The 13,535-nt window shown below is 62.7% G+C and carries 9 protein-coding genes, 1 tRNA gene and 2 pseudogenes; 3 read left to right on the plus strand and 9 right to left on the minus strand.

The features are described 5' to 3' along the window. Nucleotides 1–3: 3 nt before the first annotated feature. The 4 genes from ABIB95_RS17955 to ABIB95_RS17970 form a co-directional block, all read right to left on the minus strand. The gene (locus tag ABIB95_RS17955; protein WP_354240931.1) at nucleotides 4–978 is read right to left on the minus strand and encodes a tryptophan 7-halogenase; all 975 of its coding nucleotides are present in this window, start codon (nucleotides 976–978) and stop codon (nucleotides 4–6) included. Between the two features lie 173 nt (nucleotides 979–1,151). Next, nucleotides 1,152–1,568 carry a hypothetical protein gene (locus ABIB95_RS17960; protein WP_014495276.1) on the minus strand — a complete coding sequence of 139 codons (417 nt, stop codon included), beginning with the start codon at nucleotides 1,566–1,568 and terminating at the stop codon, nucleotides 1,152–1,154. After that, nucleotides 1,565–3,844, minus strand: a complete 2,280-nt coding sequence (locus ABIB95_RS17965) for a LodA/GoxA family CTQ-dependent oxidase (protein ID WP_354240934.1) — start codon at nucleotides 3,842–3,844, stop codon at nucleotides 1,565–1,567. Before ABIB95_RS17965 ends, ABIB95_RS17960 begins: the two co-directional genes overlap by 4 nt. An 18-nt stretch (nucleotides 3,845–3,862) precedes the next feature. Continuing rightward, on the minus strand, nucleotides 3,863–5,968 hold the full coding sequence (locus ABIB95_RS17970) for a tyrosinase family protein (RefSeq protein WP_354240936.1): 2,106 nt from the start codon (nucleotides 5,966–5,968) through the stop codon (nucleotides 3,863–3,865). A gap of 458 nt (nucleotides 5,969–6,426) precedes the next feature. Between ABIB95_RS17970 and ABIB95_RS17975 the strand changes: the two genes are divergently transcribed. The 3 genes and pseudogenes from ABIB95_RS17975 to ABIB95_RS17985 all read left to right on the plus strand — a co-directional run. Continuing rightward, nucleotides 6,427–6,516: transfer RNA gene (locus tag ABIB95_RS17975), tRNA-Ser, on the plus strand. Between the two features lie 422 nt (nucleotides 6,517–6,938). Continuing rightward, on the plus strand, nucleotides 6,939–8,441 hold the full coding sequence (locus ABIB95_RS17980) for a multicopper oxidase family protein (RefSeq protein ID WP_354240938.1): 1,503 nt from the start codon (nucleotides 6,939–6,941) through the stop codon (nucleotides 8,439–8,441). Between the two features lie 48 nt (nucleotides 8,442–8,489). Beyond that, nucleotides 8,490–8,633, plus strand: a pseudogene (locus ABIB95_RS17985) (helix-turn-helix domain-containing protein); the annotation flags it as partial. A gap of 13 nt (nucleotides 8,634–8,646) precedes the next feature. On the opposite strand, the gene ABIB95_RS17990 reads toward ABIB95_RS17985, so the two are convergent. From ABIB95_RS17990 to ABIB95_RS18010, 5 genes and pseudogenes are all read right to left on the minus strand, one after another. Next, a complete protein-coding gene (locus tag ABIB95_RS17990; protein WP_354240940.1) occupies nucleotides 8,647–9,336 on the minus strand; it encodes a MarC family protein in 690 nt (229 codons plus the stop codon). Nucleotides 9,337–9,512: 176 nt separating this feature from the next. Further along, the gene (locus ABIB95_RS17995) at nucleotides 9,513–9,689 is read right to left on the minus strand and encodes a hypothetical protein (RefSeq protein WP_166096581.1); all 177 of its coding nucleotides are present in this window, start codon (nucleotides 9,687–9,689) and stop codon (nucleotides 9,513–9,515) included. Nucleotides 9,690–9,738: 49 nt separating this feature from the next. Continuing rightward, on the minus strand, nucleotides 9,739–10,089 hold the full coding sequence (locus ABIB95_RS18000) for a phasin (RefSeq protein WP_354240942.1): 351 nt from the start codon (nucleotides 10,087–10,089) through the stop codon (nucleotides 9,739–9,741). Between the two features lie 27 nt (nucleotides 10,090–10,116). After that, nucleotides 10,117–10,980: an alpha/beta fold hydrolase gene (locus tag ABIB95_RS18005; RefSeq protein WP_354240944.1), complete on the minus strand. Its 864-nt coding sequence runs from the start codon at nucleotides 10,978–10,980 to the stop codon at nucleotides 10,117–10,119. A gap of 9 nt (nucleotides 10,981–10,989) precedes the next feature. Continuing rightward, a pseudogene (locus tag ABIB95_RS18010) lies at nucleotides 10,990–13,498 on the minus strand (alpha/beta hydrolase). Between the last annotated feature and the right edge of the window lie 37 nt (nucleotides 13,499–13,535).

A 13,535-nucleotide genomic window follows, 5' to 3' on the forward strand; every position in this document is an offset into this window, starting at 1 on the left:
GCCCTACTGTTCCAGAAGACTGCTCGAAGGATTGTGTGAAGGTGCGTCGGCATGCCGGCGCCGCCAGAACGGGCGCTCGGGCCAGCGCGAGACACTGCCGTAGTGTTCGCTTTGCGTCGTCGCGTAGGCCGCAGCCTCGCGCGCGATCCACGCGCCGTAGCGATCGAGAGCGGCCGCATCACCGCGCGCGAGGCAATCGCAGGCGGCATAGGCGGCGAACACGCCCGAGCGCATGGCCTTGACCACGCCGTGGCCCGAGATCGGATCAAAAGCGCTTGCGGCATCGCCTGCGCAGAGGAAATGGAAGCCGGCAGTCGTTGCGGCGTACCGACTGCCCGCAGGGATCAAGCGGGGTTGCTCGAGCCGAATGATCTTGCTCGCGAGCGCCGAGACGAATTGCGTCCTGGCGAGAGCTCTGCGCCAGCCGTCCGGCGTGTTCAGCCTGAGGCCACGCGCGAGATCGGCATCGGTCATGCACGCAAAGGCGCGCCTGCCCTGGTCGAGTGCCATCGTGTACCACCAGCCGTCTTCAAAGGCCTCGACGAGCAGTTCCGGTGCGGCCGGTCCCGATGTCGTCGCCTCGGCATAGGCCGCAATCAGGCGGTCCTGCGCTTTCGCCCGCGAACCCTGGCGGTCGGCGAGTGCGCGGGCGCGGCCCGTCGCATCGATGATCAGCCGGGCCGAATGGCTGTCGCCGTCGTCGCAAACGACCGACCAGCCGTCCGCCTCGCGCGCGAGATGACAGACCTTCGCATCGACGCGCTCGGCCGCGCGACAACCCTCCGCCGTCAGCCAGCCATCGAACGCCATTCGATCAACGCGCCATGACGGCCCGCGCGCTTCCAGCAGCAATTCGCTCGACGTCAGGCCGGCCTGGTCCCAGGAGGTGAGCGTGCGGTGCGACGGCGCAAAGCCCTGCGCCAGGAAAGTTGGCCACAGACCCAGCTGCCGCAGCACCGGCTGGACCAACGGTGACAAGACCTCGCCTCGTCCTTGGTCTCGTCCCGGGCCCCGTCCTTCGTCTCGCCCGCGCCGCCCGGACGGCGCGATCACGGCCACCCGAAGCTCTGGCGCGCACATCGCAAGCGCGCGGGAAGCGGCCGTTCCGGCTGGACCTGCGCCAGCAACGATGATGTCGAACGCGGCCAAGGTCAGTCGGCCCGGACTGCGTAGAACGACGCCACAACGCCGGCAGGCGCCACCGTGCCGGGCGAGCCGCCGCTGTGCGGGATGGTCCGGATCACCGAGCCGACGATGGCCGGACGCTGGTCGACGCCATTGGGCCAGGCCGGCACCAGCGAGCCCCAATAATCGTAGATCCATTCCTCGCCGCCGACGACGCCGGTGCCCTGGAAACGTACCTGCATCGGCGATCCGTAGGCGCGCGATCCCTTCAGCGCGAGCGACCAGCCCGGGCCGCCGATCGTTCCGGTCAGCAGCTGCATCGGCCCGTCCACGATCTCGATCGTGCCGCGGCCGAATTCGAGATTGTTGAAGGCCGTGTTGACGTCGGGATCATTGAGCAGGCTCCGATAGGTCCAATGTCCGACGAATGGATTGTCGCTCATGATGCCTCGCTTTTGGGATCGGGCCTCGACCCGGTTGTTCGCTCGACGCTGATGTATTTGGGCCCTTGATAACTGTCGGCGGGCTTGACGGCCGGCTCGTAGGGATTGCGCACGATGAAACCGAGCAGCGACCACTCGGTGACCATCTTGAGGTCGCCGACCGGCGTCTGCGGGACGCCACGGCTCCACGTGGTCCAGACGTAATTGGGCTTTCCGTTCGAGACCGAGGCGATCTCGAACGACTGCAACGGCCGATGCGCCGGCCACCACAATGTGGTCCAGGTCTTCTCGTCGCGCCGCAAGCGATCGTCATTGTCGCTGCCGGGCCAGAGATTGTTCCAGTCGGCGTAGGTGATGTTGATCGGCTGCGTGGTGCACTCGTTGAAATCGGACTGCCAGGGCAGACCCATATATTTGGTGAGGTCCCCCGGCTGAAGACCGGTCTCGAAGTCGTTGTCCTGGCTGAGCGGCGAGTTGACGTTGAAGGTCGGGTCGGCAATCACGGTGCCGTGGTCCTGATTGGCCTGGGCGGCGCTCTGCAGGAAATCCGAGACGCTGCGATCGGCGTTGATGCGATACGGCGCCCAGTAGATCGAAGGGTTGCGCATCACCCAGCCGAGCTCGGCGCCCGGACAAAAGGCGCCGCCGAGCACGTTGCTGAGCACGCCGCGGTCGAGCTCGCGGCCGGTCTTCGGCGGTGTCTTCGGATAAGGCGCGAAGGGTGAATAGCCGTCGGGCAGCCAGCCCTCCTCCTTCTCGTTGATGAACCAGCCGCGCGCCCACTGGCCGAGGATGAAGAGCTGGTACTCGGTGAGATGAAGAAACTTCGACGGCGTCTCGTTGGTCAGCGGATTGTCGCCGCACAGCAATGGCATCAGCGGCAGCGAATGGACGCGCGACGATGCCCGGTCCTGCACCTGGAAGGAATTGGCCTCGCCCGCACGGCGCAACAGATCGAACAGGAAGTGGCGCATCGGTCCGTAGGGATCGTCGGCCTTGGAATAGTGGGTCGGACCTGCGACCGCCGCCACCGCCATGACCGCTTCGCCCTGACTGGCATCGCGCAACGGTGCATCCGACGGTGTCGCCGTCGCCGTCGGCCGCGTCGCGCGTTTCGGGGTCTTTGATAATTTGTCCGGATCGAACGTGCCGCGCTGCGCCTGATCGTGCGGGTAGTTCGATTGCTGAAGGATATCGTTCAGATACCTGAATTCATCCGGCCGGAACAGGATCGGCCAGATGTCGCGATAGAACCACGGCCGGTAGTTGCGATTCCAGGCAAGACGGCCGGCCTGCCAGTGACGCAGCGCCGCCTCGTCGCGGAACGGGATCTGCTGCGGATCGTCATAGGTGCCGAGCGTCCCATAGATGCCGGTATCGGTGGCGAACTGGCGCACATAGAGATCGTACAGCACCTCGTCCATCGTGATCATGTCGAGGATCTCAGGGACGAAGCGCGGGTAGCCGACCACGACCCAGGCAGGAAACTCGACGTCGATGTAGCGGGTCTGGCCGACCTGCTTCGAATACATGATCAGCCGCGCCATCACCGGCCCATCGGAGATGTCGTCGTACCAGCCGTCGGTGTTGGCATAGTCATCGATCTTCGGACCGAAGCTGCCGTTGACGTCCATGCCCGAATTGCCGTGACCGCCGAGCACGACCAGGCGGCCCTTGTTGTCGGTCATCATCTCGCCCAGCGTGTCGATGTCGAACGGCTGGAGGCCCCTGGGCGGGAACGTGGTGGCATAGCCGCCGGGGCCGCCCGAGCGATCGAAATGCGCGCGCCGGTTGGTGGTCGCGTTCACGCTGCGCGGGCCGGGATCGATGATGAGCAGGTCGCGGTCCTGGCCGGTGATGTCGGCGTTGCGGCGCGCGCTGCCGGGGGCGTAACCGTGCTCGCCCTTGAGCTCGGTGAACGGGTACCAGGAGGCTTTCTTGTTGGCGACATAGACGCGCCACTGGATGTCGACGAGCACACCATGATTGCCGCCGCCCTCCACGGCATCGCCGAGCGCCAGCGGCCTGCCTTCCGGGGACTCGTCGTCATAGACGAAGATCTGGAAGCGCGCGGCCTGCCGCTTCACGCGGCCCTGCGCATCCTTGAATGTCTTGACCGGGACCGGTGTGACCCCGTCGGGGCCGTGCAGGGGATTGCCGAAACTGTCGCAAGCCAGCGGCATCGCCGCGGGCGTCTCCGGCGCGAGGTAGAATTCGCTGTCGCTGTTGCCCAGGCGCGCGATGCCGATGCCCGGATGGATTCGATACGTCGCCATGACTTCCCCGCCGCTTTCTCAATCCAGGAAACTGATCGACACGCCTTCCAGCTTCAGAAGCTCCCTCTCCTCCTGGTAGTCGCCGCCGATCACGACCAGCGTGATCTGCAGCGGGCCCTTCTTCTTGAGCGCCTGCCTGGCGGCAGCCGTGACGTCGATGCGATGGACGCGTGGCGTGTTGTGGCTGCGCCCGCGCTGGTCGAAGCGCCGCGGCTGCGGCGGCGGGATATCGCAATGGCCGGGACCGCCGTAGCAGGCCCCATGTCCGAAGATCGAGATGTAGCCGGCGTAGTGCGGGTTGCCCTTGATCGGCGTCGAGGCGTCGGCGCCGGGCTCGTTCAGGAAGGCGCGCACGAAGCAGGAGCGCATCAGTTGCGGCACCTGATGCAGGCGGATCTCCGCGCGTTTGAAGCTGCGCGCGGCCTGCGGCACGTTGATCGGCTGCGACACGAAGCGGCTGACCGGCGCCTCGAGCCCGACCGGCATGAAATGCGAGCTGCGAACGTATTCATAGCCGAACGGCGCGATGTCGAGCGTGTCGCGGATGGTGTAGTTCCACGGCGACAGCACGGAATCGAGATCGGCCGGCAGCGCATTCGGATTGAGCTTCTGCCACTCCCACCAGATCCGATCGATATTGACGTGGATCGGCCAGAACACCGGGTCGTAGGAGGCCGTCAGGTTGCTGAACATGTCGCCGGAGCGCGGCTGCGAATAAAGATCCGGGCGGGCGTGGAAACGGCGCCCGCCGACCTGTACGGCACCGTTGCGGCGCTTGGCGAGCGCGCGCAGACGTGTGGTCTCGGCGTCGGATTGCGACGTAGCCGCCGCGGTCGGCGCATCTTTGCAGACATAGGTCGCCTGCCCTACATCCGGATTCTGCCCACCGGTCCAGATGTGCATGGTGTTGTGCGGATTCTGGTCGAGGAACCCGAACGCCGCGTCGTAGATGCTGCCGCCGCCGAAGTCGCGGAAATTGTTGAGGCTCAGGATCTGGGCGATGTCGTCGGCCGACGGGTAATGATAGTTGATCGCCTGGTTGATAGTCTGTCCCTTGGGATATTCGGCCGGATAGCGCAGCGGATACCAGAGCGAGTTCGACTGAAGCAGCGCGTCGATGAAGCGCTGGCGGTTGGCATTCTCAGGATCCGGCGTGACGGCCGCATAGCCGATCTTGCTGATGACGTAGCAGAAGAAGCCGTGCTGTGAGGTGAAGGTGACGCGGTCATGCGCGAGCGCCAGGATCGCCTTCTTCTGCGCCGCCGTCGGCGCCGGGTCGAGCGCCGCCAACAGCGTCTCGGCCGCCTCCTCGGTGAGATAGGCCTTCATCGAATTCGGAATGATGCGGCCCTTGTCCGGCTCCTCCGGCCGGTACTCCGGCATCGTGAAGTCCCAGTACGGGAGCATCAGCCCGGGCTCGAAGTCCTGAAGGTTCTGCTCGAACTCGTAGAGATAGGCGCGGTGCCAGGGCAGGAAGCGCTCCCAGCCGTGCTGGCAATGGTTCTGGTGGATCAGCGCCTGGTTGTTGTAGTTGCGCCGGTCTTCCGGCCAGTGGTCGAGATCGTAAAGCCGGCGGAAGCCGCGGCGCAGGCGTTCGAGCTGCGGCTCGCTCATGCAGTCGATGTTCATGCGCCGCCTGGGCTCGCCGGCATCCGCGGACGGCGAATAGCCGTCGGCAGCGACCGCAAATTCGGCGATCTCGCTCACCTTCACCGTCGCAGTCTTCGCCGGCTTACCAGGCGCAAGCTCGACTGCGACGCTGGTCGCATCATCCGGGCAGCCGGCATCGATCCAGTCGGCAATGCGGTCGACGTCAGCAGGCGCGACGCGCTTGCCGCCCCATGGAAGCGCCGGAAACCGGCCACCGTCGAACGGTGCGTCACCGCGCAATCCCTTGATCAATCCGGACGCGTCGCTGCGCGCATGCGGCGGGATGCAGCAGGCGTGGCCCTCCGGCACTGGAGCAACCATCTTGATGCCGAAGATCTCGGCCGCCTCCAGCGCCTGTGCGCCCTTGTCCCAAAACCGTCCAGCGCCACCATAATCAGCGGTGCTATCGCCAGCAGCTTCATCCAGGATCGCCTTCACGCGCGCATAAGCAACGGTCAATGCTTCGGTGTCCATTCCAGCCCCCGGACAGCAAGACGAAGAAGGCGGCCGGAGACTAAGCACAACTTTTGGGTGATGTCACGTAAACACGCACCTTCAACGTCGAAGCAAGCGCGAATATTTTTCGGGGTTGCGTGATCTATTTCATACAACCTTTATCGAAACGACAGATCTGGCCAAGCGTCGTGTGGATGAGGCGGATGCGAGCACGAGTGCGTTGCTCAAGCTCAGCGCCGGCCATCGGACGTGTCCGGTCATCAAACGCTGCGTGATTGAGCGCAGCGTGCATTCCAGTCGTCGTGGGACGACGCCGAGCCACACCGTGAGCGAATCCGCGCCGAACGACTGCTCGACGAAGCCGAGCTTCGCCCTTCCCGGCCTGTTTCCCCATCGGACTTGTTTTTCCCCCGCAAGCGCCAACTTCGCGTTGCCTTGCGCGGTCGACTGCGTTAAGCGACAACCATTCTCTGTCCGGAAGGGTGGCCGAGTGGTTTAAGGCACCGGTCTTGAAAACCGGCGTGCCCGCAAGGGTACCGTGGGTTCGAATCCCACCCCTTCCGCCAAACCTCAAGCACAATCAACAAGTTATACCGACAGTCTCGATCCGGTCCCCGGCTTGGCACCGGGCGAGGAAAGTCGCGCGCCAAGTGCTGCATCTGGCGGGCAAGAAGACATGGCAAATGGCGAGCGCCCAGAGATTGGAAGTCGGTGGAAGCCGGCGTCCAGTAAAGAGGTGTGCTGTTTTGCGGCCGAAATTGTTGATGTCCGCTTGTCCCCCGGTAACGACGCAAGAGCAGACGTGCGGGTCCCAGCAGGGCCAGGGCAAATTGCGAAGGGAGGCTACAAGAAGCTGTGACAGGCGGTAAGTCTCGGCACGTGCTAACTGGCCACCGCCATCCGGTTCACACGCAGATGGCAGAATACAATTTGGCCCATAGAGACCTAAGATCGTCTTCCGGTAGCCATGCGCGTGATGAGGGATGCAATGCGCCAGTCCTCGACGCTCGACCGCCGCCTGTTCATCAAGGCCGCCGGTCGTTTCGTTGGCGCGACGGCCGCGGCCGGAGGTCTGCTATCGCTTGGCCCATCGATGCCGGGGGCGCGTTCGCAGTCTAGAGCGCCAACGCCCGAGCCGCTCATCCAGCCGCCCGAGATGCACAGCGTCAACGGCGTGCTCGATATGACGATTGCGGCAGCGCCCGGACCGGTGCAGCTCGGCGATCGCGCGTTTACCGGTCTGCTCTACAATGGCGCCTATGTGCCGCCAACGCTGCGCGCACGCCTGGGCGACACGTTGCGGATCTCTTTCCGCAACAATTTGAGCTCCGGGTTCGATCGCCCTGGCTACCTGGGCCCTATTTGTGCCGGTGTCGGCACCGCGTCGAACCTGCACTTTCACGGCATGAGCGTCTCGCCCCAAGGCAACAGCGATAACGTATTCGTCCACGTTCAACCCGGCGAAACATTCCAATACCAGGTGCGCATTCCGGCGTCCGGCCGGCAAAGTCCGGGCTTGTTCTGGTACCACCCCCATGCGCACGGGTTCGTCAATAATCAAATCATTGGCGGCATGTCGGGTGCTCTGGTCGTCGATGGCATTGACGAACTTTTCCCGCTGCTGCGCGGATTGCCGGAGCGCTTCTTTCTAATCAAGCACTTCAAGTGTGACGACGAAAGCGAAATAGTTTCGATCAATGGTCAGATCAATCCCGCCATCTCCATGCGCGCCGGCGAAATGCAGTTTTGGCGCATTGCGCACATCGGAGCGTCGGATTTCTACAAATTGCGTATTGAGGGCATGCCGCTTTACGTCGTGGCAACCGATGGGCACGCCTTGTCGCAGCCACGCAAGATGACCGAACTTTTCATTGGCCCCGGCGAGCGGATTGACGCCCTTGTCATCGGTCCGCCCGCAGGGGAATACCCGATGCGAACCATTTCTTTTCAGAACGAAACCTGGCGGCCGCCGGAACCGGTGCGGCAACTGGCAGTCATCCATTCCAGCGGTTTGTTGCAGAGTGCGAAGATCGACGATGATATCTTGCGCCAGCGGGTCACTGGGCCACAATGGATAAACGACGTTCGCATCGCGCCGATCGCGCGGCGCCGAACGCTATCTTATTCGCGCACCAGCGACCGCAAGATATTCATGATTGATGGCCGCGTTGTCGACGAGGCGCGCACCGACCAAACCGTCAAATTCGGCGATACCGAAGAGTGGACGGTGATCAACACGGATCAGCAGTATCACAGCTTCCATATTCACCAGACACCCTTCCTGGTGACGGAAGTAGGCGGCGCTTCCTGGCACGATGACAGTCTGCGCGACACTTTTTCGGTACCGCCAGCAACGGACCAGAGACCTGGCACCCTCAAGGTCCTCATTCCGTTCACCGATCCAGCAATCGTCGGTCGATTTGTCTACCATTGTCATGCAGTCGATCACGAAGACAAGGGCATGATGGGCGTCATCGAAGTCGTCGCTTGAAAGCGCGGCACACGGCGATTAGGTGACCAACACATCTTCAGTTTCGGGGCCAACTATCTCGGCCTGACTTTGGAGACTGTATCGCGCGCCTTGTCGTGACTGCATGAGCCCGGCATTCTCGGCTTCGTCGGCAATACCCAGCGTCAGATCGTGCTGCTCAACCGGCGCCAGTTGGCGGGGCTACAGGCTTAAACCTGCAATCCACCTATTGAATAGCGCGCGGAGCGTTGTCCAATATGGACCGCGCGACCTCGGAAACGCCGGTGAGGATGATCTGCACGCCGATGCAGAGCAGCAGGAAAGCTGACAGTTTCGTCACCACGCTGGTGCCCTCCTCGCCGAACAGACGCGCCATTGCGCTCGATTTCCGGTAGGCGTGATAGATCGCGGCAGTCACGGCGAACGCCACCAGAAGCGAAACGATCGATGACTGGAACATCGCATCGAGGCTGCTGGTCCGGCTAATCCCGATCGCGATGGCTGTCGCGATCGTTCCCGGCCCGGTCGTCAGCGGAATTGTGAGGGGAAAGAAGGCCATGCGTTTCATGGTCGCATGATCGGGGAACGAGACCTCGTGAGGTCCGGCCGGGCCCGAGGGTGCGTGGAGCATGGACCAGCCTGTCGCTGCGACCACGAGGCCGCCGGCAATCCGAAGCGCCGGGATTGTCACGCCGAAGAAGTTGAGGATCTGGCTGCCCAGAAACAGCGACACCAGCAGGACCACGAAGGCATATCCGGCAACCCGCAGCGCAAGGCTCGCGCGCTCGTCTTCAGAAAGACCTCTCGTCTTGTCGAGGAAGATGAAGGCCAGTCCGTAGGGATTGATGATCGCGAACAGCGCGCCGAAGCCGAACAGGAAATCGGCAACGGGCCCCGATGTGGCGATATCACGCATGCTGCGCCCGCTCCGCTCTTCGGCTTACGGGCATGTGAAGCCGGGCGCTTTGAAATCGGCCAGATTGTCGAGCGTCTTGCGCAGAACCTCGAACAGCACGGCCACCGACCAGCTGTTGGCGACACGGGCCAGCATGCCGACGAAAAACCGGGGGCATCATCCGATGATACCGGATCTCACTTGTCCTTGCCGGGTGATCGCTCAAGACGCGATCTCTGCGCGCGCATGCGCTTGATCTCCTCCCTGAGCGCCTCGGCTTTTTCGTCTCGTTGCTCGCTCGCCGTTTCCAAGGGTTCGTCGCGAAGCAACTTCTGGAGTGCCTTTTCGACAGAAAGCTTGTTGGTCTCGGCCATACCAGACCTTTCTGACGCTACCGCGTCTGTCAGTACCGTGGTTGCAGTCTCAGCTCTTCGGACTGAACATGCCGCCGGCCGCCTTCATCGCCGCCTCACCCATGGTCTTGGTCTGGTCGGTCAGGGCCCGCATCTGCTCCTGGAAGAAATCGGCTTGAAGCTTGAGCGCGTCCTGGACATCCTTGGCATGGACCAGCTTGTCGCTGAGGTCCAGGGTCGCTGTGACATTGCGCTGCATGAAACTGCAAAACTCCTTCGCCTGGTTCGCGATCGGCAGTGGCGACGAACTGATCCCCTTCTCCAGCATCTCGAAATAGTCGGCGTTGGCCTTACGCAGGCGGCCAAGTGCCTCGGTCAGCGCCGCACGGACGTTATCTGCGGATAGATTGATCTCTGCCATGACGTCTCTCCCTTCAGGTGTTAGCAGTTACGGGGTAAGTCCTCCGAACCAGGCGCCGAAATAGCCGGCGTAGAGCGCGGGTACTTCGAGATTCATCGAGTGCCCGACGCGAGGCACGATCACGAGACGGCAATCCGGCATCGCATCGGCCATGACGTGAAGATCGGCCGGCAGAATCCAACCGTCCCATTCGCCCCATAGCACCAGATGCGGATGCTTCAGCTCCGGCATGCGGCACTCGAGCTCTCTGCTCTCTCTTTCCTTCGTGAGGTTGACAGGCGTTCCGATCCAGATGCCCTCGGAGACGCCAAAGGTCTGCTCGATGATGCGGTCGAACAACGCCTGAATGTCCTTCAATCCCTCCCGAAATCGAGGCACGGCGTTCGGCGCCATGCTCTCGGGCACGAACAGCGAGGACGCCGCGCTCGCCATGATCGTCCGTGTCAGGTCCTTGCTCGCCATCATCGCCCGAAACAAGCCGATCTGGTCGGCATTGAAAGCCATGCCGAGCGGCGTCACCGGATCGAGTGCGAACACGCTCCCGAAACGCTGCGGCTGCATCAAGAGCATGCGGGCGGCGATGATGCCGCCGGTCGAATGCGTCGCGAGATGGCAATAACCGATGTCGAGCATATCGAGTGCAGCCAGCATGTCCTCGGCATGCTGCTGCATGGAGTAGTTCGAATAATCGGCGGCAGGCTTCGGCCGGTCGCTGTCCCCGCAGCCGCGCCAGTCGATGGCGATGACACGCAGGCCCGTTGGAAACAAGGGCGCAGCCAGCTCGATCCAGTCCTTGCTGGCGAGATTGCCATGGATGAAGACGACGGTCACTTCGCCTCGGCCCCACTCCCGCCAGCCAAGCTCGATTTCACCCGCCTGCACCCGTGGCATAGACCGATCCTATTTGTTGAGACCGGCGGTTGGTGCCGCACCGGGAGGTGTTGGCGCCACTGGCAGGGCGGATACCACGGAACCCTTGATCATGCGATCTGTACCAAGGGGGGATGAGGTGTCGACCGTTCCCTTCGTGACGAAGTCCACGACGTCGGCGGAATATTCCACCGGATTGTCCGTGTGGATGAAGTGCCCGGTCTCCGGATAGATCTTGAGCATCGGCCGGTTGCCGGCGTTGGTCATGCGCGTCATGAACGGCGTGATGACGTCGCGTCCGAGATCGGTCAACCCGTTGAAGGCGGGCGTCGGGATGAACGGCTCCTTGTCACCGAAAGCGAGGAAGATCGGCGCCTTGATCTGGGTGACCCGCTCGTAAAGGTTCTTCGGATCATCCTGCTGGAGCTCGGCTCCGATCGTATAGATGTCGAAGATGAAGACGTTGCACCACTGTTCGAGCTCCTTGGGGTTGCCCTTGGTAAGCCCGACGCGCTGCTCGGTATGGAAGCGCGCATATTCGCTATCGCTGAAGAAGTAGCCGCTCTTCGCCGCCGACACCACGCCGGTGTCGGGGTTGCGCTTTTTGAAGTAGAAGAAGTCACGAATGCTCTGCTCGTCGCGGGCCTTCTCCGCCGCCAGGATGCCGGTCTGGTCCCAGATCTGCTTCCACTTGTCGAAGTCGCGACCGAGTCCCGGTTGGAACAGAGGTGCCTTCTTGTCTTTCGCGATCGTAATGTCGCGCGGGTATTCCTCGAGTCCGGATGGTGCTTCGAGCGCGAGGCCCTGCACCGCATCCGGCCAGGTCAGGGCGTACCCCCGTGACGAACTGACCACCCAGCGAGTGGCCGAGATAATAGGCTTTCTTGACGCCAAGCTGGTTTACGACGAGGTCGTAGATGACCTCGCGCATATCCTGCATGGTGCGCGCCGGGCTCTTATCGAGATTACCGGGCCCGGACATGCCGTAGTTCGGCAAGTCCGGCACGATCACACGCAAGCCACTCCGCAGCGCATATTGCATGATGTTGCCGTAGTGCCCGCCGAATGCGCCCTTGCCGTGGATGATGACGAGGACCTTGGGATCCTTGTCGGTGCCGGCATACTCATCCATGTAACCGATCTGCCAGGTGTTGCCGATCTTGTCCTTGGCGTTGGCGTATTTGACCGGATAGGGATAGGTCACGAAGTCCTTCCAGAAGGACTTGCTCGGATCGATGTTTTGGGCGACGCCCGGCACGCGATAATTCTTGTCGACGAACATCCCCGCGCGATCGAGAGCCGCGACGTCGTCCATGAAAGCGACGAACTTCGGATCGTTCTTGCGCTGGTTGATGATCGGGAACACGCCGTAATGGGCGACCGGACTCTCCTGCGCGATCAGGTCCGCGCCCGGCACGCGATCTACAGCTTTTTGGGCCAGCTTGAAGTTCAGCCAGAGATCGTTGGTGATGTGCATCACCAGTGTGCGCGACTGGATGCGGCCGAGATAGGGATTGACGTTATGGGTCTCACCGACCCGGTTGCGCCAGACGAGATCGACGGCGTCATAGAGCTTGGCACGGTTGGTGACACTCAGACCGGCCTTCTCGTTCGGCGGATCCCAGTAGAATATCTCGGGCTGGACCGCGGCCCAGTTCTGGGTCGTGCGGAAGCCGAAGTCGTAGCCCGTCATGCCCAGAATCGACCAACCGAACGCCACACCCGGCATCGGGTGCTTCTCCTTGGGCAGATTGTAGTAGTCGCCCTTGGTCGCCTGCCAGACCGGATCGCCCTCGATCGCGGCCGTCATCATCTGGAAGGTCCAGTTGCCGACGGGGTCTTCACCGTCCGACTGCGTGGTGCCGCCGATCGGCATCAGGGCGCCGATATATTCGGGATGCATGACCCCCCACACATAGGTCTGGGTGCCGCCCATGGAGACGCCCGTGACAAGCGCGACGCGCGCCACCTTCAACTCGTCGCGCAGCAGGCGGTAGTTCGCCTGCACCATGTCGTAGTAGCTGTACTGCGGAAACTTGATGCCGAGGCCGTCGGACGGTTTGCTGGCACCCCACGTGCCCAGCGGGTCGACCATGATGACGTAGTAGCGGTCGGTGTCGATCGGCCGTCCGGGGCCGATGATCGGGACGCCGCCCGACAGGGCCGCGCCCTTGACCCACTGTTCGTACATATCGGTGGAATCGCCGGAATAATAGGAATTGATCACGACCGCGTTGGTGATCTCACCGGCGGCATTGCGCCGCGCGTTGCCGATCGCGATGTATCCGGTACGCAGCTTGCCTGCCCCGAGCGATTCCAGCGTCACGCCGCCCTCGCCGCCATTCTCCCATTTGGAGGGATTGGCCAGGTCGTACTTGCCGCCAAGCCGGAAGTTCGCGATCTCATAGGTCTTTTTGAGCCCGTCATGCTGCATCTGCGACGAGCGCCGCGTGAACGGCTGGGCGACCGCGAGCGCGGTGCCGACCAGCAACAGGATCAGGCTAACGAAGCAACGCTTGAGTGCGCTTCTCCCGTTCATGACGAACTCCCTACTGGCGGTATTTTGCGCGAACGCT

The sequence above is a fragment of the Bradyrhizobium sp. LA2.1 genome (genome assembly GCF_040547725.1).
Lineage (GTDB): Bacteria > Pseudomonadota > Alphaproteobacteria > Rhizobiales > Xanthobacteraceae > Bradyrhizobium > Bradyrhizobium barranii.